The sequence below is a fragment of the Agrobacterium sp. 22-210-1 genome, from assembly GCF_053522525.1.
This window is the reverse complement of sequence record NZ_JBNWCI010000001.1, coordinates 1,883,929-1,903,702: the sequence shown is the minus strand read 5'-3', so window position 1 is coordinate 1,903,702 and position 19,774 is coordinate 1,883,929. Positions and strand designations below refer to the sequence as shown.

27 protein-coding genes are annotated in these 19,774 nt (G+C 59.2%); all 27 read left to right on the top strand.

The window, feature by feature from the left end; translation table 11 throughout:
* Positions 1-77 precede the first annotated feature (77 nt).
* The 27 genes from ACQZ5F_RS09570 (at position 78) to ACQZ5F_RS09440 (ending at position 19,722) form a co-directional block, all read left to right on the top strand.
* The gene (locus ACQZ5F_RS09570; RefSeq protein ID WP_448730502.1) at positions 78-926 is read left to right on the top strand and encodes a glycoside hydrolase family 19 protein; all 849 of its coding nucleotides are present in this window, start codon (positions 78-80) and stop codon (positions 924-926) included.
* Complete coding sequence (locus ACQZ5F_RS09565) at positions 926-1,333, top strand: hypothetical protein (RefSeq protein WP_448730503.1); 408 nt, start codon at positions 926-928, stop codon at positions 1,331-1,333. The genes ACQZ5F_RS09570 and ACQZ5F_RS09565 overlap by 1 nt, the downstream gene beginning before the upstream one ends.
* Entirely contained in the window at positions 1,330-1,578 is a 249-nt protein-coding gene (locus ACQZ5F_RS09560; RefSeq protein WP_448730504.1) for a hemolysin XhlA family protein, read from the top strand. Before ACQZ5F_RS09565 ends, ACQZ5F_RS09560 begins: the two co-directional genes overlap by 4 nt.
* A complete protein-coding gene (locus ACQZ5F_RS09555; RefSeq protein WP_448730505.1) occupies positions 1,571-2,074 on the top strand; it encodes a DUF1804 family protein in 504 nt (167 codons plus the stop codon). Before ACQZ5F_RS09560 ends, ACQZ5F_RS09555 begins: the two co-directional genes overlap by 8 nt.
* Positions 2,071-3,726, top strand: coding sequence for a phage terminase large subunit (gene terL, locus ACQZ5F_RS09550; protein ID WP_448730506.1), 1,656 nt, complete (start codon positions 2,071-2,073; stop codon positions 3,724-3,726). Before ACQZ5F_RS09555 ends, terL begins: the two co-directional genes overlap by 4 nt.
* Positions 3,723-5,141 (top strand): phage portal protein family protein, encoded by a 1,419-nt coding sequence (locus ACQZ5F_RS09545; RefSeq protein WP_448730507.1) that lies wholly within the window; start codon positions 3,723-3,725, stop codon positions 5,139-5,141. Before terL ends, ACQZ5F_RS09545 begins: the two co-directional genes overlap by 4 nt.
* Before the next feature lie 119 nt (positions 5,142-5,260).
* A complete protein-coding gene (locus ACQZ5F_RS09540; RefSeq protein WP_448730508.1) occupies positions 5,261-6,670 on the top strand; it encodes a PBECR2 nuclease fold domain-containing protein in 1,410 nt (469 codons plus the stop codon).
* Positions 6,671-6,773: 103 nt separating this feature from the next.
* Positions 6,774-7,238, top strand: coding sequence for a phage virion morphogenesis protein (locus tag ACQZ5F_RS09535; RefSeq protein WP_448730509.1), 465 nt, complete (start codon positions 6,774-6,776; stop codon positions 7,236-7,238).
* Positions 7,239-7,513: 275 nt separating this feature from the next.
* On the top strand, positions 7,514-8,635 hold the full coding sequence (locus ACQZ5F_RS09530) for a hypothetical protein (protein ID WP_448730510.1): 1,122 nt from the start codon (positions 7,514-7,516) through the stop codon (positions 8,633-8,635).
* A gap of 15 nt (positions 8,636-8,650) precedes the next feature.
* On the top strand, positions 8,651-8,986 hold the full coding sequence (locus ACQZ5F_RS09525) for a hypothetical protein (RefSeq protein WP_448730511.1): 336 nt from the start codon (positions 8,651-8,653) through the stop codon (positions 8,984-8,986).
* 14 nt (positions 8,987-9,000) lie between these two features.
* Complete coding sequence (locus ACQZ5F_RS09520) at positions 9,001-9,960, top strand: major capsid protein (protein WP_448730512.1); 960 nt, start codon at positions 9,001-9,003, stop codon at positions 9,958-9,960.
* A gap of 12 nt (positions 9,961-9,972) precedes the next feature.
* Positions 9,973-10,506, top strand: a complete 534-nt coding sequence (locus ACQZ5F_RS09515) for a hypothetical protein (RefSeq protein ID WP_448730513.1) — start codon at positions 9,973-9,975, stop codon at positions 10,504-10,506.
* 94 nt (positions 10,507-10,600) lie between these two features.
* Positions 10,601-11,071, top strand: coding sequence for a phage protein Gp36 family protein (locus ACQZ5F_RS09510; protein WP_448730514.1), 471 nt, complete (start codon positions 10,601-10,603; stop codon positions 11,069-11,071).
* Positions 11,068-11,559: a Gp37 family protein gene (locus ACQZ5F_RS09505; RefSeq protein WP_448730515.1), complete on the top strand. Its 492-nt coding sequence runs from the start codon at positions 11,068-11,070 to the stop codon at positions 11,557-11,559. Before ACQZ5F_RS09510 ends, ACQZ5F_RS09505 begins: the two co-directional genes overlap by 4 nt.
* A gap of 13 nt (positions 11,560-11,572) precedes the next feature.
* Positions 11,573-11,794: a hypothetical protein gene (locus tag ACQZ5F_RS09500; RefSeq protein ID WP_448730516.1), complete on the top strand. Its 222-nt coding sequence runs from the start codon at positions 11,573-11,575 to the stop codon at positions 11,792-11,794.
* Positions 11,795-11,797: 3 nt separating this feature from the next.
* Positions 11,798-13,057 (top strand): phage tail sheath family protein, encoded by a 1,260-nt coding sequence (locus ACQZ5F_RS09495; RefSeq protein WP_448730517.1) that lies wholly within the window; start codon positions 11,798-11,800, stop codon positions 13,055-13,057.
* Positions 13,058-13,072: 15 nt separating this feature from the next.
* Positions 13,073-13,585, top strand: coding sequence for a phage major tail tube protein (locus ACQZ5F_RS09490; protein ID WP_107326995.1), 513 nt, complete (start codon positions 13,073-13,075; stop codon positions 13,583-13,585).
* Between the two features lie 41 nt (positions 13,586-13,626).
* Complete coding sequence (locus tag ACQZ5F_RS09485) at positions 13,627-13,938, top strand: hypothetical protein (protein ID WP_448730518.1); 312 nt, start codon at positions 13,627-13,629, stop codon at positions 13,936-13,938.
* An 81-nt stretch (positions 13,939-14,019) separates the two neighbouring features.
* On the top strand, positions 14,020-14,385 hold the full coding sequence (locus ACQZ5F_RS09480; protein WP_448730519.1) for a hypothetical protein: 366 nt from the start codon (positions 14,020-14,022) through the stop codon (positions 14,383-14,385).
* Between the two features lie 26 nt (positions 14,386-14,411).
* Positions 14,412-14,546: a hypothetical protein gene (locus tag ACQZ5F_RS09475; RefSeq protein WP_448730520.1), complete on the top strand. Its 135-nt coding sequence runs from the start codon at positions 14,412-14,414 to the stop codon at positions 14,544-14,546.
* Positions 14,547-14,631: 85 nt separating this feature from the next.
* Positions 14,632-17,109, top strand: a complete 2,478-nt coding sequence (locus ACQZ5F_RS09470; RefSeq protein ID WP_448730521.1) for a tape measure protein — start codon at positions 14,632-14,634, stop codon at positions 17,107-17,109.
* A gap of 4 nt (positions 17,110-17,113) precedes the next feature.
* Positions 17,114-17,590, top strand: coding sequence for a phage tail protein (locus ACQZ5F_RS09465; RefSeq protein WP_448730522.1), 477 nt, complete (start codon positions 17,114-17,116; stop codon positions 17,588-17,590).
* Complete coding sequence (locus ACQZ5F_RS09460; RefSeq protein WP_448730523.1) at positions 17,587-17,856, top strand: tail protein X; 270 nt, start codon at positions 17,587-17,589, stop codon at positions 17,854-17,856. The genes ACQZ5F_RS09465 and ACQZ5F_RS09460 overlap by 4 nt, the downstream gene beginning before the upstream one ends.
* 1 nt (position 17,857) lies before the next feature.
* On the top strand, positions 17,858-18,049 hold the full coding sequence (locus ACQZ5F_RS09455) for a hypothetical protein (RefSeq protein ID WP_448730524.1): 192 nt from the start codon (positions 17,858-17,860) through the stop codon (positions 18,047-18,049).
* Positions 18,049-19,047: a phage late control D family protein gene (locus ACQZ5F_RS09450; RefSeq protein ID WP_448730525.1), complete on the top strand. Its 999-nt coding sequence runs from the start codon at positions 18,049-18,051 to the stop codon at positions 19,045-19,047. The genes ACQZ5F_RS09455 and ACQZ5F_RS09450 overlap by 1 nt, the downstream gene beginning before the upstream one ends.
* A complete protein-coding gene (locus ACQZ5F_RS09445; RefSeq protein ID WP_448730526.1) occupies positions 19,028-19,459 on the top strand; it encodes a hypothetical protein in 432 nt (143 codons plus the stop codon). The genes ACQZ5F_RS09450 and ACQZ5F_RS09445 overlap by 20 nt, the downstream gene beginning before the upstream one ends.
* Positions 19,459-19,722, top strand: a complete 264-nt coding sequence (locus tag ACQZ5F_RS09440; protein WP_448730527.1) for a PAAR domain-containing protein — start codon at positions 19,459-19,461, stop codon at positions 19,720-19,722. Before ACQZ5F_RS09445 ends, ACQZ5F_RS09440 begins: the two co-directional genes overlap by 1 nt.
* The last annotated feature ends 52 nt before the right edge of the window (positions 19,723-19,774 follow it).

Here is a 19,774-nt window from a genome sequence, read left to right as displayed (position 1 = left end):
ACCGAGTTCCGGTCATTTTCTTTTTGTGACCTTGCCAATGTCCTCGCACGAACTGCAAACCGCACCCGCGAGGCGACATGTCCACCATCAAAAACCAGACCACCTTCTTTTCCTACATTCGCCGTGCGCCGTTTGGCGGCCGCCTGACGCAAAGCCAGATCGACGGCATCAACGTCATTCTGGAACAGTGGGAATATTACAAGCTGATCGACCGCCGCTGGCTGGCAAACATCCTCGCACAGATTTTCCATGAAACGGGCGGCAAGATGCAGCCGATCCGTGAGGCGAATGCCTCTTCCGACGCGCATGCGAAAAGCCGTCTTGAAGCCGCATGGAAGGCAGGCAAGCTCGGTTCCGTCAAAACGCCTTACTGGCGTGATGGCTGGTTCGGTCGTGGTTTCATCCAAATCACCCACAAGGTGAATTATAACGCACTCGGCAAGCGCCTTGGCGTCGATCTGGTCGGTAATCCATCGCTCGCCATGGACCCGGCTATCAGCGCCCGCATCGCCATCGTCGGCATGGCCGAAGGCCTGTTCACCGGCAAAAAGCTTTCCGACTATTTCAACGAAAAGGTGGATGACGCTGAAGGCGCACGCCGGATCGTCAACGGCACTGACAAGGCGAAGCTGATCGCCGGCTATCACAAGAATTTCCTCGACGCCATTGAGGCCGCCTCTGTGCCGCTTCAGGAAACCGACGCCAATCATGCGCTGGCGACGGCGGATGACGTCAAGCCGTCCGCCAGCGGTTCGGTCAAAACCCTGATCGGCAGCACGGTTGGCACGGCCGTCGCGTCTGCCCTTGTCGGCGTTAATAACCCATGGGCCTTCGGCGTCACGGCGCTGTTGCTGCTGATGGGTGGGGGCGCGCTCTACATGTTCGGTTCGGGCCGCTGGTCGGTCAATCGCATCAAGGGGATTTGATGATAGCTGCCCTGTTGCGATGGCTTTCCGGTGATTTGGCAGGCGCGCTCACCCGCGCCTACGACATGCGGCTGAAGGCGGAAAACGACCAGCAACGGCTTATTGCCGATGCTGCGATTTCCGATGTCAATCGCCAGATCGACGCGGCCCGGAATGCCAAGGAAATCCGGCTGGCGTCAGCCGGTTTCTGGGAAATGCGGCTGATAACGGCAATCATTGCCGGGTGCTTCGCGCTTCACCTTCTCCTTGTCACGCTCGACACCTGTTTTAAGTTGGGCTGGGCAATCCCGAAATTTCCCGCGCCCTTTGACGAGTGGCAGGGTGCGATCCTCCTTTCCTTCTTCGGTATTCAGGCTGTCGGCGGCGGTCTCAATGCAATTGCTGCCGCCATTCGAGGACGCCGATGAACGGCTTTGATTTCCCTGCTCATATCGCCACCAAGGTGGAACAGGCTCATACGAGGATCGATGACCTGACCGGCCGTGTCACCGTGCTGGAACGGGACAGCGCCGTCCGTGATGAGCGGATGGACGGTATCCGTAACAGTCTCACCAAAATCGAAACTTCCATCGGCAAGGTCGTATGGCTGGTGGCCGCTGCCATCGTCGGCGGCATCATGACTTTTATCCTGAAAGGCGGCTTGAGTGGCTAACGATATGGAAACCCGCCGCAAGGCCCGCTCCGATTATGTTTATCGGCGCATGACGCTTGCTACCATCGCCGTGACGCTCAATGTCAGTCAGGCCACTATCGGGCGCTGGAAGGCGGCCGCGAAGGCCGATGGCGACGATTGGGACATGGCCCGCTCGGGTGCCGTGCTTGCCGGTGAAGGTCTCGACGTTGTCGTGTCGTCGGTTGTCGAAGATTTCGTCATCATGGCGCAGGCGCTGCTGGACGGGGTCAAGAACAACAAAGACCTCTCCATTGACCAGAAGATTAAGCACATGGTGGCGCTGGGCGATGCCATGGTGAAGGTCACGGCATCTGCCGGAAAGCTGGCGCCTAAAATCTCCGAGCTGGGCGTGGCGCAGTCCGTTGTCCAGCACCTCATTGCCTTCGTTCAGGAGCAGTTCCCGCAGCATATCTCAGTGGTGCAGGAAATCCTTGTTCCGTTCGGTGACAGGATCGCGAGCGCCTTCTCGTCATGATGAAAAAACCGGTCCTGAAGGCGAAGGTCAGCGACAAGGATTTTCGCGACTGGATATCGGGAGAAGCCGACAAGCTCGCCCGGTGGGTGGACCTGTCGGTTTCCGCCTTTGCGGCCGATCCGAAAGCCAAAGCCGAGCGCCTGGCTAAAGTCAGAATTCCCGAAACCGGTTTCCAGTATTTTCTGGAAACCTACCTGCCGCATTATGTGAAGGGCGAACACAGCCTGTTTCACAAGGCGATCTTTGCCCGCGTTCCGGAAATCCTCGCTTCCGAAAAAGGCGTTAGAGATTTGTTCGTCGCGCCTCGCGGTTCGTCCAAATCCACACATCTGTCGCTCGGTTTTGCGCTGTACTGCATCTGCCTTGGCTACAAGCGTTATATTCTGGAAGTCTGCGACGTGTATGCGCAGGCAGCTTTGCTGATCGAGGCGATCAAGGCCGAACTGACCGAAAACCCGCGCCTCGCCAATGACTTTCCTGATGTTTCCGGTCAGGGCCGCGTCTGGCGCGAAGGCGAGATCGTCACCAAGAACAATATCCGCGTCGAAGGTCTTGGCGCGAACCAGAAGCTGCGCGGCCGTCGCCATGGTCCTTTTCGTCCCGACCTCATGTTTTTTGACGATCTGGAAAACGACGAAGCCGTGCGTTCGCCCGAACAACGCCAGAAGCTTGAACGATGGATCAACCGTGCGGCGCTGAAGGTTGGCCCGCCTGACGGTTCCATGGATGTGGTCTGGGTTGGCACCGTCCTGCATTATGACGCCGTGCTGGTCCGCGCCGCGAAATCGCAGGTCTGGCGCGTGGCCGAGTTTCAGGCAATCATCCAGTTTCCCGACCGGATGGACCTTTGGGACCAGTTCGATGAAACCTATCAGAATGACGGCGAAGATGCCGCCCGCGCATTCTATGAGGCGCGCAAGGCGGATATGGACGCCGGTGCCATCGTCAACTGGCCCGCGATCCAGCCGCTCATTCTTCTCATGCTATGGCGTGCCGCCGATCCGGACAGCTTCGCCACGGAATACCAAAACAAGCCGATCAACGAGGCCAGCCCGTTCAAGGATTTGACGTTTTGGGTGCTTCAGCAGCCCGATCTTATCCATTTCGGGGCCATCGACCCCTCGCTTGGCAAAAAAGGCCATGGTCGCGATCCGAGCGCTATTCTTGTCGGCGGCTTCAACCGGCTGCACGGCACCATGGATTTGCTGGAAGCCTCCATTCGCCGCCGTCTGCCCGATATCATCATTTCCGATGTCATCGCCATGCAGCGGCAATATCGCTGCCTGCTGTGGTTCGTGGAAGCCGTCCAGTTTCAGGAATTCCTGCGCACCACATTGATGGCGACGGCTGCACGGCAGGGCGTGGGTATTTCCGCCGTGCCGGTCACGCCGATTGCCGACAAGGATTTGCGCATCGAGCGGCTTCAGCCGCCAGTCGCCGGTGGATTGATCCGGCTGAACAAAACGCAACAGACGCTGATCGACCAGCTTCAGCAATGGCCTAACGCCGATCACGATGACGGCCCGGACTGCCTCGACATGCTCTGGCAACACACGCTCGAATATGCGGGCGGTGCCACGGCCGGAGCGGGCGGCGGGATCAATACGGCTGCGAACAGCGGTCAGCAGAGACTTGGAGGGTATCGCCTATGAGCCGCCGCAGGAAACAGAAATCAGCCTCTTTCACAACGGAAGCGGTCACTGCCGCCGAGCGCAAGAACCTGCCCGCAGACGCCCGTTCGTTGATTGCTAACGCGACGAACGACATCACCATCCCGTTTTTCAACGGCGCGCTCCAGCATGCCGACGATACGCTGATCCAGCGCGGCCGCGGCAAGGGCCTCAAAATCTATGAGGAGATCAAGCGCGATACCCATGCCTCCGCCATCCTCACGAAGCGCAATAAACATCTTGTCGCCCGTGAGTGGGAATGTGTGGCGGCGTCGGATAAGCCGTTGGATGTGGAAGCGGCGGACTTCGTGCGTACCATACTAAAAAAGCTGCCCTTTGACCGCATTTCCGAAGACCTGTCCGGAGGTGCGATTCTCAATGGGTTTGCCGTTTCGGAACCAGTTTGGACGCGTGATGGCAAATGGATCATACCGGAGAGGATCGTTTCCCATGATCAGCGTCGGTTCGCCTTCGGTCGGGACTGGCGGCCGCGCCTGTTGACCTGGACGAACATGAACGAAGGCATTGAGCTTCCTGACCGCAAGTTCATCGTGCATCGTCATGGCGTCGTCGGCAACAATCCATATGGGCTTGGTCTCGGCTCGCAACTCTTTTGGGCGGTGCTGTTCAAGCGGGAGGGCGTGGCCTTCTGGCTGCATTTCCTTGAAAAGTATGCAGGTCCCACCGTCATTGCCGAAACGCCCTATGGTATGTTGACGGACGAACAGAACCAGCTTCTGCAGAAGCTGGCCAGCATCCAGACTAGTGCCGCCATCACCGTGCCGAAAGGCGCGGATGTTAAGTTCCTTGAAGCGGCGCGCTCCGGGTCGGTAAGCTATAAGGAATGGATGGAATATTGGGACCGCCAGATTTCCATTTGTATCCTTGGCGAAACTCTTACCACCGATATCGGTTCTAACGGCTCGCGTGCGGCCGCCGAGACCCATGCCGATATTCTCGACCTGCTGGTGGACAGCGATGCCGACCATCTGTCCGATACCTTGCACGAGCAGCTCGTACAGTGGCTGATCGACTATAACTTCCCCGGCGCTGGCGTTCCCCGCGTCTGGCGTGTGCGCCCGAGCAACGAAAAGGCCAAGGCCGAAACCCGCAAGGCGAAGGCGGAAGCAGCCACGTCCGAAAACGCGGCGCTGGTCGAAATCCTCAAATCCGCCGCCATGATGGACGATGACGACACGGCCCGTGAATTCATCGTGTCGTTTGAACTCACGCATGCGCTTTCCGAAACTGCCATTGACCGGCTGGTGGAAGCGCGCTTCGCCTTCTCGGAACGTGGCAAGCGTGATGCGGTGTTGCGCAAAGCCGCCGCCGAGAACCCGGCCTTCGCCACCCTGTTCGGGCCGCTCGACGTAAAAAAAAACTCCGTAGCCCGGTAGGCTTCGCCGCCGATCCCGATCCGGTCAGCGATCTCGCCGACCGGGTTGAGGAACTGACGTCCGGACATTTCACGCGCCGCCTGAATGCCATCCGCGCCGCGATTGACAGCGCCGCCGATTTGCCCGCAGCTGCCCGCGCCATTCTCCAGCTAGGCGCAAAATGGTCTCCCGACGCGTTAGGAAAACTGCTCGGTGACGCGCTGGAGCTTTCCAGCCTTCAGGGGCGTGAGGCGGTTTTTCTTGATGGCGAGGCGAAAAGTTTTGCCGACGCTGATGTTTTCAACCAGCCCTTTAAAGAGCAGATAGAGTTCTTCAGGCAGAAGCGCGGCAAGCCTACCAAGGCGTGGACCGACGCGATGCGCGGCACCCATGACCGTGCTTTCGTGATCGCCGGTGCCACCGATCTCGCCATGCTCTCCGATTTCCAGACGGCGATTGCCGATATCATGGAAAAGGGCGGCACCCTTCAGGGCTTCCGCAACGACTTCGACCGGATCGTTTCGAAATACGGCTGGAGCTACAAGGGCGATTACGGCTGGCGCACCCGCGTCATCTTCGAAACCAACATGCGCACCTCCTATATGGCGGGCCGCCTCAAACAGATGCGCGACCCGGACGTGCTGAAGCTGCGGCCGTTCTGGGAATATCGGCATGGTGAAACCCGCAAGCCGAAAATCCCCCGGCCATCCCATGAGGCGTTGCATGGCAGGATTTATCGCCATGATGATCCATGGTGGAAAAAGCACTTTCCGCCGAACGACTGGTATTGCTCCTGCGGCGTCCGATCGCTCTCGCTGCGCGACCTGAAGCGCCGGGGCAAGGATGGTCCGGATGAAGCGCCTGCCGATCTCATGATGCCAATGATCGACCCGGTCTCCGGCGCTCTGATCGAACAGCCCCAGGGTATCGGTTATGGCTGGGATTATATGCCGGGTGATCTTTGGGAGCGTGGTCTAACGCCGTCCACCCTTATGGATGAAGGCCGCGAGCTGCTCGATAATCCCCGCATGGCCGTCGCCATCGACACGCCGGAGCCGGTCTCCGATCTCGTCAAGGCTGCGAAACCCTTCAAGGCCAAACTGCTGAAGGACGGCCAGACCCCGGAAGATTATGTCCGCGCCTTCCTCAAACCCTTCGGGGCAGATATCGACCGGGCCGTGCTGTTCGAAGATAAATCCGGCACGAAAATCCCGGTTTCCGATCTGCTCTTCAGAAACCGCCATGGCGAGCTGAAGGCGCTGAAGCGCAACCGGCATCGTGTCATGTCGATGATGGCGGAAACGCTGCTCGATCCGGACGAAATCTGGATGGGAGTCGCCCGCAAGGTCGAAAGCGGCGATCTGGTCGTTGACCGGCGTTATATCCGTGTTGACCCGAAAACCGCCATGCAGATCGTCTTCGAAATCGGGGAGAAGACGTGGGAGGCCGTCACCAGCTTCGATTTCACCGACAAGAAGGGTGACGCGGATTTCGCCGCACTGGAGAAGCGGCGCGTCGGCAAGCTGATTTACAAGCGCCCGAAAAAGTAAAAGGCCGGGAGCGATCCGGCCTTTGCGCCAGCGAACTGGCGTGACCATCGCCGGTCTCGCTCACTGACGATGACAATATAGGCCCAATTAGCGGAAAAGTCCAATGACAGGCATCAGCTACAAAACCACGATCAACGACGCGGATATGCGCGAGAAGCTGGCCGAGCTGGTCGAACGCATGACGAACCGCGAGGGGTTTCACAAGAATGTCGGTGAGCATCTTCTGAATTCGACCGATGAGCGCTTTGATAGTGAAACCGCGCCGGACGGTTCGCGCTGGAAAACGTTGTCGCTGGTGACGCGGGATCTGCGCATGCGAAAATACGGCAATGCGCCTATCACCATTCTGCGCGCTTCGGGAGCCTTGCGCGGCTCCATCAATATGGTTGCCAGCCAGAACGATGTCCGCATCGGCTCCGCATTGGTCTATGCCGCCATTCACCAGCTCGGCGGCGAAGCGGGCCGGAATCGGAAAGTCACCATCCCGGCGCGGCCCTATCTCGGCCTTACATCCGAAGACGAGGCGGAAATTTTTGCCATTGCGGAAGACTGGCTGGAGGTAGAATAACCCCCTTGAAATTTTCGCCCACAGGCGCGCATAAGCCTTTCGGGTGTCCGCTCATACCGATTTTGGGTTACCCCCGCGTTAGAGACGCGTTAGAAACCGGCTGTGAGCCGGTTGCGGCCTTGCTCCCGCATTCGGGATGCGATCCGGGCTTGAAACCATTCCCGACATGGCGCATTGTCTGCCCACAAGCCAAGTACGCCTGACCGGAACCGAGTTCCGGTCATTTTCTTTTTCGGCGTGCCGCATGGTCGCTTCAGATGATTTCTGGAGCCGACATGACCACCGCTTCCGCCACTGCCCGTATCGAAGTTTTCCGCCCCGGCACCTTCAAGTCGATGGAAGGCATTGAGCTGACCTATACCGCCGCCGATCTGAGGGCGATGGCGGACGGTTACGATTATGAGACTGCGCCAGCACCTGTTGTCGTCGGTCATCCTTCGACAGATGCACCCGCCTTTGCGTGGGCCAAGAGCTTCGATTTCGACGCCACGACCAACCGTCTTTATGCGACCGTTGACGAGATCAATCCGGCCTTTGCCGAAGAGGTCAAAAAAGGCGCTTACAAGAAGGTATCGCTTCAGCTCTTTTCGCCGGATCAACCGGCCAACCCCACCCCCGGCACGTGGTATCCGAAACATATCGGTTTTCTCGGCGGCGCTGCCCCGGCTGTCTCCGGCCTGAAGAACATCGCGTTTTCCTCCTCTGAAGGCAGTGCCACCTTTGCATCGTCCTTCGGGGAACGCGGTTTTGAGGAAACCGCCAGCATCATGCGGTCGCTGCGTGATTTTATCATCGAGAAATTCGGCATGGAAGATGCCGACAAGGCGCTGCCCGCCTACCGACTCGAATGGCTCTCGGAAACCGAGATCGAAAAGCAGCCCATTTCCCGCACGTCATTTTCCGCCCCCGTTGTTCCCCCTTTGAAGGAGCCAGCCCCCGTGACCACCCCCAATACGTCCTTTGCGGCGCAGGAAGCCGATCTGAAAGTGCGTGAAGAGCGCATCAAGAAGCGCGAAGCCGACGCCGCCCATGCCGAAAATGTCTCGTTTGCCGAAGGTCTCGTTTCTGACGGAAAGCTTCTGCCCGACAGCAAGGACAAGGTCGTTTCGATCCTTGACGCCCTGCCTGCCGAAACCTCCGTGTCGTTCGCGGCCGGTGAAACCGCCGTCCCGGTTGCCAAGGCGCTCCGCGACATTCTGGCGGCACAGCCGAAGATCGTTTCGTTCGGTGCGTTCGACATGCCGGAAATTCCCGGTTCCGGCGGCCGCCCTGCTTCCTTCTCCGCTGACGGCAAACAGGTCGATCCGGGCGGCATGGAGCTACATGCCAAGGCGGAAGCCTATCAGCGCCAGCATCCGGGCACCGACTATCTCGACGCCGTGCGCGCCGTTTCCTGACAGGAGTTTTCCGACATGCAGTTTTTCAACTCCCTCTACAGCGAGACGCTGACGGCCACCACGGCCTTCGCGGCTTACGATCTGGTCGATTTCAACGACGCCAAGATCACCGTCGATGATGCGCCGGTGAAAGCCATGGCGCAGGCCCCTGCAACGGTCGGTCTCGACGTCGCGGGCATGATGATCGGCACGGCCCGCCTGCGCGCTCGTGGCGCTATCGCCAAGGGCGACAAGCTCATTTCCGCAGCGGCCGGAGGCGTCAAGACCGCTGCCGGCGCATCCGTCAACGTCTTCGCCCGTGCGCTCACTGCTGCGGCCGATGGCGAATTCGTCACCGTATTCATGAAATAAGGAACCAGTTCCGAATGGGTAACAATGTCCTGAACCAGCGTACCGCTGCTGTTGTCGATCCGATCCTTTCGACGCATGCTCGCGGTTATCGCAATTCCACCTTCATTTCGAGCGCGCTTTTCCCGCGTGTCACGATCCCGAACCGCTCGATGCGCACCATCCGTTTCGGCAAGGAGAGCTTCCGCCTCCTCAACACCCGCCGTGCGCCGGGTGCTGACCGCAAGCGCATCCAGTACGGTTATGCCGATGATCCGGTGTCTCTGGCGCAGGACAGCCTTGAAGCTGTTGTCCCAACCGAACATCAGCAGGAAGCCGAAATCATTCCCGGCATCGACCTTGCGGCCGGGGCCGTCAACATGGTGCTGGACGTTCTTGATCTCACGCTGGAGGTCGATACCGCCAAGCTCGCCCGCGATGCGACCAGGTACGATGGCAACCACAAGCTGGCGTTGGCGGGCGATGATCGCTGGACGGACCCGAACTCCGATCCAAAATCCGATATCGACGCCGCGAAGGAGGCCATTCGCCGCTCCGTTGGCCGTTACCCCAATACGCTGGCGCTCGGCCCGAATGCCGGTAATGCCCTGAAGAACCATCCGAAGATCAAGGAGCAGTTCAAGTACACCTCCAAGGAAAGCATCACGGTCGAGATGCTGGCGGCATATTTTGACCTGAAGAAGGTGGTCGTCGGCGCTGCCGTCTATCTGCCGGAAACGGCTGACGATAGCGCGCTCGCCAACGATGTCTGGGGCGACGATGCTATCCTCGCGTATGTTCCCGAGCAGGGCAACAATTTCCAGGTGCCGAGCTACGCCTACACCTACGAGCTGAACGGCTATCCGCAGGTCAACAAGCCGTATTTCGAGGATCGCAACGGTTCGTGGATTTATCCCACCACCATCGAGCGCCGCCCGACCATCACCGGGGCGGAAGCCGGTTTCCTTCTTCAGAACGCTGGCGCGGCTGCGGCCTGATAGGGGACGATCATGGACGAAAACACCATTTCCGTCACACTCACCGGCCCCGCCAAGGTCAACGGCGTTAGAGAACCGAGCGGCAAGACCGTCACCGTCACTCCGACGCTGGCCCTCCAGCTCGCTGCCTCTGGGGTCATCAATCCCGAGCTTGCCGAGCAGCTTTCCAATGCGCTCGACATGTCGGACACCGCACTGGAGAGCGATTTCCAGAAGGCGGTGGAAGATGCCGCCGCAGGCCGGATCGATGTCCTGAAGGCGGAACACGGGCTGAAGGTTGCTGAACTGGAAGGGCAGATTACCGGTCTTTCTACCGAGTTGGCGGATCACAAGCTGGCGGTAGAAAAGGGGCTTGCCGCCCTGAACGCCTGTAGCAACCAACTGAAGGACGAGCGCCAGAAGGTTGCGGATCTCGAAACCGCTCTGACCTCCGAAAAGCAGGCCAAAACCGATGCGGAAACCGGACTGGCGGAAGCGCAGGCCGAACTGGCGAAGCTTGCCGAACAGTCGGCAGACAAGGCGAAGCCCGCCAAAACCCCGAAATAAGGCCCGTTCCGAAGTCTCCCAAGCCGGGCCTTTCGAGCGGGATGGTGCACCACATCCATCCCGCTCGTTTTCACTCTCACCCATGGACCCTCCGATGCCACGTTTTCTAACGGTTGACGAATTTACGACGATGTTCGGCCTTGCCGAAGTCTCGCAGATCGCGGGCATCGGCAATCTGAACGACATGGCCGGTCGCACGCTCGACGTGGCGAAGATCGAAACCGCCATCACTTTTGCCGAAGATATCCTTGTCGGCTATTCCCGCGCCCGTTACGCCGTCATCGAAACCCTGACCCTGGAAACCACGCCGCAGCTCGTCAAGGGCCTGATCGGTGATGTTGCCCGTTACCGCCTGCGCGACAAGTCGGGCGGACAGGGGCAGGTCGAAACCACCGTGCGCGAGCGCCATGACGCCGCCATGTCAAACATCAAGGCCGTTGCCACCGGGAAATTCGAGCTTCCCATTGCTGGCGAGCCGATCAATGGCGAGGCTGGATCGACCCGCGTTGACGCCATTATTCCGCCTTCCCGCGTGGCCGGTATTTTGTACGGGTGGAACTCATGAGCGAGGTTCTGCGCAACGCCCGCCCGCCGCTCATCATCGAACAGATCGAAGATGCGCTTCTTCCGCACCTGAAGGAAAATGTTTCGGGCCAGTGCAAGGTTGAGAATTTCCCGAACAACCCGAAGCTCTACGACTTTTCCAATCTGCCAGCGGCGCTGCTCATCCACTATGCCGGTTCCCGTTACGCGGCTCCGAAAGGTCCCTCCAACACCGCACAGGCCCGCGCCATGGAATGGTCGCTGGTCCTGCTGGTCCGGTCGTTGCGTGGTGAAGGCGGCGCTTACACCCACCTTGAAGACATTCGCCTTGCCGTGCAGGGTCGGTCCTTTGCCGGTGCTGGCCCCGCCATCATGACCCGTGACGAGTTGATCGAAGAGAAGGACGGCGTCTGGCGCTGGGAAATCCGCCTGTCCCTTCCGATCCCGGCGGTCGCCCGCAGCAATCCGTCACCCGCGCCGTTCATGCGCCCCGCAATCCCAACACCCTGAAGGAAAGAAGGACATGGCAAAGCAGCCTGTGAACCGCAAATCCTACCGCTACAGTGGTCCGATCACACCGCTGGAAGCGGCCGGAACCACCCGCATGCTCTTTCCCGGCACGTCTTACACCGATCTGCCGGACGAAAACGACATCGTCAAAAACCTGATCGAACGGAAGCTGCTCATTGCCGAAACCGGCGATGATGAGGCAGCGCCTGCCGACACATCCGCTGAAGGAGCCTGATACATGGCGGCAACTTTCCACCACGGCCCGGAAGTCATCGAACACAAGGACGGCGTGACAGTCGTTCGCGACGTGAAATCCGCCGTCACCTATGTCAACGGAACGGCCCCCATTCAGGACGTGCATGCCACGGCTCTGGCGCGGGAAGACTACATAAACAAGCGCGTTATCGTCCGCTCGCGGTCGGAAGGTGCGGCGGCGTTCGGCGAACACAAGGCCGGTTACACCATCCCGGCCGCGCTCGATGCGATCTTCGATCAGGGTGACGGCGGCACGATCATCGTCAACAACGTCTTCGATCCGGACGTTCACAAGGAGGGCGCGAACCCCGATCCTTCCAAGGTGACGACTGTTGACATCAATGGCACGATCTCGGCGGCCGGTCTCGCCTCCGGTTTTTCTGGCGCCTACGAGTGCTACAGCAAGTTCGGCTATTTCCCGAAGCTCATCATCGCACCTGGCTATTCGCCGGCCGCGACGGTTCGCGCCGAGATGGATGTGGTTGCCAACCGCCTTCATGCGCTGGCGATTGCCGACCTGCCGCTTGGCCTGACGAAACAGCAGGCCGTCGAAGCACGCGGTGCAACCGGCACGGCAAATACGTCCAGCGCCCGCGTCGTGCTGACTTATCCGCATGTCGTTATCGAAGACACGACAGGGGCGGCGGAAACCCGGCTCGATCCGCTGTCTTCGCGGCTTGCCGGTATCATCGTCGCCACCGATCTCAACGAGGGCTGGCAGAATTCGCCGTCCAACCGCGAGATCAAGGGCGTGGTCGATCTCGAAGTGCCGATCAACTTCTATCCGTCCGACTACCAGAACGACACCAACTTCCTGAACGAAGCCGGGATCGTCACCGCCATGCGCTCGTTTGCGACCGGCATCCGGGTATTCGGCAACCGCTCGGCGGCTTTCCCGACCTCGTCGCATGTCGAGAATTTCATTCATGCCCGCCGCATCCTCGACATGATCCACGAGGCGATCATCTTCTACACGATGAATTACGTGGATCGCCTTGGTTCACCCATGACCGTCGAGGCGGCCGAAGAAGGCGTCAACGCCTATCTGCGCTCGAAAACCGGCATCGCCATCTACGGCGGCACCTTCCGCTTCGACCGGCAGAAAAACACCGCCGAGCAGATCGCGGACGGAAAATTCTATTACCGGCTCGAATGCCACCCGATTTCGGTCATGGAGCGCATCACCATCGACTCTTACGTCGATACGAAATTCATCTCCAACGCGCTTTCGCTCGCGGCCTGACAGGAGGCATAATCCATGGCACGTAAAATCGGTCAGATCACGCAGTCCGACTGCTACATCAACGAGGTGGATGTCTGCGGGCGCGTGACGGAGCTGGACATGGGCGAAATCGCCCATGCCGAGATCGAGCATCAGACACTCGGCATGATCGGCGTCCTGAAGCTGCCCGGTCGCCCGGTGCAGGCGATTGACGGCAAAATCACCTTCGAGTGGCTTGATGAGGAAGTGTCGCGCACGATCCTCAACCCGACAAAGGTGCACAAGCTCCAGCTTCACTCCTACGTCGATGTGTTCGATGGCGAAGGTCTGAACAGCAACCAGTCCCATACGCTGATCACCCATATCGGCTTCCAGATGATGAAGACGGGCGGCCGCACCGCCAAGCTCGGAGAAAATCTCGGGCAGGAGCACGATATCTCGATCAGCTCCTTCAAGCAGTCGGTCTACGGCGGCGAAACTCCGATCATCGAATTTGATGCGTGGAACAACATCTATCGCATCAATGGCGAAGACGTCTGGCCGCGCTGATAGCGCGTCCCGACACACCTTGAACCCCTTTTGAGGAACCTATGGTAAAGCGATATTTCCCCTATGTTGCGGTGGTTGGCGCTGTGACCTTCATGCTCGCCTCCCTTTTCTTCACGTCGCCGGTTCCGGCCGCGACGGAAAGCGAGCGCGATTTCTACAGCATCATCGTCAGCGCCGACGATTTCAATCCGTTCGTCATGCATGTTTCCCCCGTCCCCAGCGCGTCCATGGGGGTGGACGAATTCATGCCCTGGCATCAGGCAGTCAGGACGGCGCACCCTCTTGCCCCTGAATATGCCGAAAGCCTGAAGACAGACGCGCTCAACTTCATCGAAACCCGCATGCGCTGCTGACGGGGCAATCCTTCCAGCCTGTCGGGCCGCGTTAGAGGTGCGGCCCTTCTTTCAAGTTCTAACGTCACACAGGAGACAACAGTGGCAGCACAAACGAAACTCACCGGCGTTCGCGCCAAGCTGAAGGCGCACAAGGATGCCAATACCGGCAACCGCACCGTGACACTGGATGAAAGCGGCGTCGTTTGCACGGTCCCCAAGTTCATCAATCACGGCAAATGGATGCGGGCACAGCGCATTGCCAAGCGCGATCATGCCAAGGCGCAGGTTGCCTTTGTCGCGGAAACCGTCCTCTTCGAAGGCGAAAAGCTGAACATCACCGAAGTTTCCGAACTCCTGTCCGCTGGCGACACCCTCCAGTTGATCGGTGAAGTCTTCGGCGGCGATGACGAAGCCGAAAGCGCTGGTGAAGACGGCGAGGGAAACGGGACGACGCAGACGGCATAAAACTGTCCGATCCGGCGCAGCACGTCATGATGGTGCAGCAAGGCTGGACAGAGCGTTACCTTGATGCAATGAATGAAGATGAATTCTGTTTCTGGTATGAAGAAACAGTCGCCTTGGAAGAGGCGAAGGCCGACGCGATAAAAGCGGCCAGTAAAGGCTGACCGGAACCGGGTTCCGGTCATTTCCCACAGGATAAAATGCGATCTCTGGTCCGGGGTATTCCGTCCCGACCGGAGACGCACGCGCATGAAGTTCCAGATGATTTTCGAGGGCGTAGATCGCGCCAGCAAAATCATGAACAAGCTCAAGGCCGCCGAAGAGAAAACGGCAAAGGCCATGCGGGCGGGCGCGAAAGCTGGCGCAGCCGCTTCAGCCGGTGCCACACGTGCCACGGAACGTCATGCATCTGTACTTTCGAAAATCGGCTCCATCGCCCGCTCGGCGTACAACGGCGTTGTTGCAGGAGCGCAGGCAGCAGCGCGTGCTACGGTTGCGCTTCATAATAAGACCGTTGCGTTAGCGAAATCAGGCTTCGGGCAAGTTGCTTCCGGAGCCGGAAAAACCTTTCGTGGGTTAGCACTTGCCGCAGGTGTTGCGACCGTCGCAGTTGGTGCTGCGAGTTTGGCTGCGGGCCAACTGATAGGCACGGCCGCGAAGTTTGAGAAATTCCAGACCATCCTCGAAACCACTGAAGGGTCTAGCGCCAAAGCGAAAGAGGCTATGACATGGGTAACAAACTTTGCCGCAAAAACGCCGTACGAACTGGACGGCGTTATGGACAGCTTCGTGAAGCTGCGGGCATATGGTCTTGATCCCACCACCGGCCTTCTGCGCGATCTTGGCGATGCATCCGCTGCAATGGGTAAGCCACTCGAACAGGCCGTGGAAGCTATTGCGGACGCGGTAACGGGTGAAAACGAGCGCCTCAAGGAATTCGGTATCCGTGCCGCAAAGGATGGCGACGAGATTGCTTATTCCTACACCATCAACGGCCAAAAGAGAATCGCGAAAGCGCTGGCGTCGGACCCCGGTGGCATCCAGAAAGTGCTGCAAAAAATCATGTCCGATCGCTTTTCCGGGGCGATGGACAAACTGTCCCGAACTTGGGAAGGCATGATCTCCAATCTTGGTGATCTATGGATGCAGTTCCAGCTTGCCATTATGAACGCTGGCCTTTTCGACTGGATGAAGTCGAAACTTGAATTGGTGTTGGCGACCGTCAACCGCATGGCGGATGATGGCACCCTTCAGCAATGGGCGTCTTACATCAGCGACCGCCTCGTTACCGTTCTGACTGCTGCATGGGAGTTCGCCAATGGCGTCTATCAGGTACTGTCCCGCCTTGGCGAATACCTTTCCGTCGCCGCTGAATATGTCGGTGGATGGGAGCGCCTTGCCGGTATTCTCGCGGGCATGGCCTTCGCGCCGATCCTGATTTCCACGGCGGCCGGTCTCGTCCAGATCGCCATGGGTCTGTCGATGCTGAGCGCGGCGCTGCTGGCCAATCCGATCACGCTTGCCATAGCCGCCATCGTCGCCGGCGCTGCTCTGATCTATCTTAATTGGGGGCCGATCAAGGCATTTTTCATCGATCTTTGGAACGCGATGGCAAGCGCTGCCACCAATGCCTGGAATACGGTCAAGGGCTGGCTGGGCTTCGATCCCATGCCGGTACTCTCCCAACTTTGGGACGCCCATAAGCTTCTCGCGGCAATGGGTATTGAGGCGCTACGCGGCCTCGTAGAAGCGGTGTGGACCAATCTCAAGGCCGCCCTTGAATGGTCTCCCGTTGAGACGATTTCGAGGCTTTGGGCTGGCCTGTCCACGACCGCGACAGGGGCGGTGGAGAGCGCGTTTGCCGCCGTGGACGCTGTATGGTCGCGGATCAAAGCCCTGTTTGAATGGTCACCGGTCGAGGCAATTCAGAAGTCATGGGCCGGGATTTCCGACGCACTCGGCGGATTGATCGACGGTGCAGCTGCCCGAGCTGGTGCAGCATGGGAAAAGGTTAAGTCCGTTTTGAGCTTCAGCGGCGACACCGAAGAGGCGGCCGCTGCGCCCGCAACCATGACGGATGCCGTGGCCTTGCGCGAAAACGCCACCGTAGCCATGCAGAAACTTGCCGAGCTGGACGCTGCCGCCGCCAAACTAGTCCCGTCCATCACGGATGTCATCGGTCAGGCCCGCAGCTATCTTGCCGGGGTGTCTTTCTATGATCAGGGCGCAGCCCTGATGGACACCATGGCGGCGGGCATGCGGGCGCGTGCTGCTGTTGTGGTCGAAGAAATCCAACGCATGACGCAGACGATACGCGATCACCTGCCGTCCTCGCCTGCGAAAGTCGGGCCGCTTTCGGACATTCATCGGCTCAAATTCGGGGAAACTATAGCGGGGTCGATCCGGGCTGAGCCGATGGTCAAGGCTATGCGCGCCGCATCGGCCGCGACCATGGCGGCCGCCGCGATCTCCGCGCCGAACGTTGCAACAGCCTCCACCGGCGCTGACGCCGCCCGTGCGCAAGTTGCCCGCGCTTCCGTCCAGTCCGCCGCGTCGGGTGGTTCCGGCAACGTCTATAATTTCCAGCCGTCTGTGACGGTTCCGCCCGGAGCCGGTGCCCCCGCCGATATCAAGCAGGCCGTGATGGACGCGCTGCGGGAAAGTGGCCGGGAATTTGCGGCCATGATGGAAGAGGAAGATCGCCGCAGGGGCAGAAGGGAAACATGAGCCAATGATCTACCTTCTCGGCTCCATTCCCTTCGGCGTTGCGCCGCTGACCGGTCCCGTGTCGCACGGTATCGAGCGGGCGGGAACGTTCGTCCAGCACGCCACCACGCGGGGTAAACCGGCGCTTCAGGAAATTGGCGAAGAATTGGATACGCAGTCCTTCAGCTTCTTCTTTTCTGAAGAATTCTGCGATCCGGCCGCCGAACTGGCGAAGCTGGAAATTGCATTCGCCGTTAAATCACCGCTGCCCCTGTCGCTTGGCGACGGCACTTTTACCGGCAAGCGTTATGTCATCGAAAGCCTGTCGCTCGGGATCACGAAGACCAATCGCAGCGGTAGCCCCGTTAGAATTGAGGCCACCATGGGCCTGCTCGAAGACCCGCTGGCAGGCGGCCTGTTCGCGCAACTGACCTCCATTGCCAAGAGCCGCGCCACGGCGCTCTCCGGTAGCGCCACCACCAATCCGCAGGTGCGCAAATGACGGTCAAGCTGACGGGAGAGTATTTCGAGCACAGGACGATTGCCGGGGACCGCTGGGATTTGCTGGCCTATCGTTATTACGGTGACCAGTACAAGCAGACGGTCATTCTGGAAGCGAATAGGCACCTGATCCTTGATGACCTGGCTGTGCAGCCGCTGATGCTGCCGCAAGGCGTTACGCTCAAAATTCCGGTGATTGAGGAAGAGGCCACGAATACCAGCCTGCTGCCACCGTGGAAGCGCGACAATCCAGACTATGGAGTTTGATATGGACGAAAAACTTGCATCCGCCATGGTAACTATCACCTTTTTGATCGGAGGATTCGTTACCGCTGCCATTGTGACAATCATTTTGCTGGTAGTATCGATTTTCCATGAGGTCGATCTCTTGACGGCCTTCGCGCTTCAGTTCCTCGCTGGCTTCATTGGCGGTCTCGTTGTGATCTGGCGAGCTTCCTGATGGCAACGAAACCCTATTTCTCGCTGTTCTACAGGGGCGTGGATATCTCGTCAGATATCAAGCCCATGACCACGTCCATCACCTATACCGACAAGGCGCATGGCGAGATCGATGAAATCGATGTGACCGTGCAGGACAAAGACGGCCTCTGGAAGGACAGCTGGTTTCCCGAAAAGGGTGACACCATGACGCTCACCATTTATGATGGTGCGGGCGGCGTTCTTCCGTGCGGCACCTTCGAAATGGATGAGCCGGAAGCTTCGGGCAATCGCAGTGGCGATACCATGACAATACGCGGGCTTGCCGCGCCGATCTCCAAGCCTCTCCGGACGCAAAAGACCCGCGCCTTCGAAAAGCAGTCTCTACGCCAGATCGTGGAAAAGGTCGCGGGCGACAACGGCCTGTCGGTCGAGGGTGACATCGAGGAGCAAATCTTTCAGCGCGTCACCCAGCGCCGGGAGCGCGACCTTGAGTTTCTAACGCGACTTGCCGAAGACACCGGACATTATTTCAGCGTGCGGGCCAAACGGGCGATCTTTACCAGCATCAAATCCGTGGACGGCCGCGCCGCCGCCCTGACGATCAGCCATGCGCAGCTCGGCATGCAACTGCTGGATTATCGGTTCCGCTTCCAGACCGACAAAACCTATTCCAAGGCCAAGGTGACGGCCATGGACGAAAACCAGAAGTCCAAGATCGAAGCCGAAGTCGAGGATGGCGACGTAACGACCGGCGACGTGCTCAACATCACCGGAGAGCGGGTCGAGAATGCAGCGCAGGCCGAAAAGCTCGCCAAATCCCGCCTGCATCGCAAAAACCGGAAATCGCTGTCCGGATCAGTCGAAATGGTCGGTAATGTGTCGGCCGTCGCCGGTGTCGTGGTCGAGACCAGCGGTTTCGGTCGGTATGACGCGCTTCTGGTCATCGACAGTTCCAGACACACCATGAGCCGCAGCGGCTATGCAACGGGGGCAGAGCTTGTCAAAGCGAAGCGATAATGAATACGGGCAGAACCCGACAGCACGGCGCGGCATCGTCGTTGACCGTGATCCGAAGGCGATGCGCGTCAAGGTTCAGTTTGAGGACGAAGACGAGCTGGTGACGCAATGGATCGACGTGCTTGCCAAATCATCGACCGGCGTTTCCGCCTTCCAGATGCCCGGTGAGAAAGACGAGGTGTGGTGCGCCATGGACGCCAAAGGCGAAAGCGGCTGCATCATCGGCTCGCGTTACAATGCCAAGGATGCGCCGTCAGGCAACGCGAATGACCAAATTGTTCTCACCTTCGCTGGTGGGCACATTCGCTTGGAAACGGGCAGCGGCAATGTGGACATCAAAACCCCCGGCAGCGTCAATATCGAAGCGGCGGGCGAATTTACCGTGAGAGCCGCGAAAGGACACCTTGCCTGATGCCGAAGATCGTCCGTCTTGGCGACACATCCACCCATGGCGGTACCGTGATCACCAGTGCCGCGAACTGGAGCGCCGAAGGGGCGCTGATTGCCCGCAAGGGTGACATGCATTCCTGCCCCATTCCCGGCCATGGCGTCACGCCCATTGTCTCTGCCTCGGGAAAGTATAATTGCGAAGGCGCGCCCATTGCCCGCGATGGCGACATCTGCGGATGCGGCGCGGCTTTGATCTCCGGTGCTGCGAAATGGGAATGCGACTAGGGCGCGGGCTTGTCATTTCCGGCTTTTGCCGCTAACCTTTCCTCACCTTCAG

Excerpts from the sequence above, each read along its gene's own strand:
- ACQZ5F_RS09525 (WP_448730511.1), top strand. The coding sequence starts at position 8,651 with ATGCAGTTTTTCAACTCCCTCTACAGCGAGACGCTGACGGCCACCACG.
- ACQZ5F_RS09490 (WP_107326995.1), top strand. The coding sequence starts at position 13,073 with ATGGCACGTAAAATCGGTCAGATCACGCAGTCCGACTGCTACATCAAC.
- ACQZ5F_RS09475 (WP_448730520.1), top strand. The coding sequence starts at position 14,412 with ATGATGGTGCAGCAAGGCTGGACAGAGCGTTACCTTGATGCAATGAAT.
- ACQZ5F_RS09560 (WP_448730504.1), top strand. The coding sequence starts at position 1,330 with ATGAACGGCTTTGATTTCCCTGCTCATATCGCCACCAAGGTGGAACAG.
- ACQZ5F_RS09570 (WP_448730502.1), top strand. The coding sequence starts at position 78 with ATGTCCACCATCAAAAACCAGACCACCTTCTTTTCCTACATTCGCCGT.
- ACQZ5F_RS09565 (WP_448730503.1), top strand. The coding sequence starts at position 926 with ATGATAGCTGCCCTGTTGCGATGGCTTTCCGGTGATTTGGCAGGCGCG.
- terL (WP_448730506.1), top strand. The coding sequence starts at position 2,071 with ATGATGAAAAAACCGGTCCTGAAGGCGAAGGTCAGCGACAAGGATTTT.
- ACQZ5F_RS09530 (WP_448730510.1), top strand. The coding sequence starts at position 7,514 with ATGACCACCGCTTCCGCCACTGCCCGTATCGAAGTTTTCCGCCCCGGC.
- ACQZ5F_RS09495 (WP_448730517.1), top strand. The coding sequence starts at position 11,798 with ATGGCGGCAACTTTCCACCACGGCCCGGAAGTCATCGAACACAAGGAC.
- ACQZ5F_RS09450 (WP_448730525.1), top strand. The coding sequence starts at position 18,049 with ATGGCAACGAAACCCTATTTCTCGCTGTTCTACAGGGGCGTGGATATC.
- ACQZ5F_RS09510 (WP_448730514.1), top strand. The coding sequence starts at position 10,601 with ATGCCACGTTTTCTAACGGTTGACGAATTTACGACGATGTTCGGCCTT.
- ACQZ5F_RS09460 (WP_448730523.1), top strand. The coding sequence starts at position 17,587 with ATGACGGTCAAGCTGACGGGAGAGTATTTCGAGCACAGGACGATTGCC.
- ACQZ5F_RS09500 (WP_448730516.1), top strand. The coding sequence starts at position 11,573 with ATGGCAAAGCAGCCTGTGAACCGCAAATCCTACCGCTACAGTGGTCCG.
- ACQZ5F_RS09520 (WP_448730512.1), top strand. The coding sequence starts at position 9,001 with ATGGGTAACAATGTCCTGAACCAGCGTACCGCTGCTGTTGTCGATCCG.
- ACQZ5F_RS09440 (WP_448730527.1), top strand. The coding sequence starts at position 19,459 with ATGCCGAAGATCGTCCGTCTTGGCGACACATCCACCCATGGCGGTACC.
- ACQZ5F_RS09545 (WP_448730507.1), top strand. The coding sequence starts at position 3,723 with ATGAGCCGCCGCAGGAAACAGAAATCAGCCTCTTTCACAACGGAAGCG.
- ACQZ5F_RS09535 (WP_448730509.1), top strand. The coding sequence starts at position 6,774 with ATGACAGGCATCAGCTACAAAACCACGATCAACGACGCGGATATGCGC.
- ACQZ5F_RS09470 (WP_448730521.1), top strand. The coding sequence starts at position 14,632 with ATGAAGTTCCAGATGATTTTCGAGGGCGTAGATCGCGCCAGCAAAATC.
- ACQZ5F_RS09465 (WP_448730522.1), top strand. The coding sequence starts at position 17,114 with ATGATCTACCTTCTCGGCTCCATTCCCTTCGGCGTTGCGCCGCTGACC.
- ACQZ5F_RS09515 (WP_448730513.1), top strand. The coding sequence starts at position 9,973 with ATGGACGAAAACACCATTTCCGTCACACTCACCGGCCCCGCCAAGGTC.
- ACQZ5F_RS09505 (WP_448730515.1), top strand. The coding sequence starts at position 11,068 with ATGAGCGAGGTTCTGCGCAACGCCCGCCCGCCGCTCATCATCGAACAG.
- ACQZ5F_RS09485 (WP_448730518.1), top strand. The coding sequence starts at position 13,627 with ATGGTAAAGCGATATTTCCCCTATGTTGCGGTGGTTGGCGCTGTGACC.
- ACQZ5F_RS09455 (WP_448730524.1), top strand. The coding sequence starts at position 17,858 with ATGGACGAAAAACTTGCATCCGCCATGGTAACTATCACCTTTTTGATC.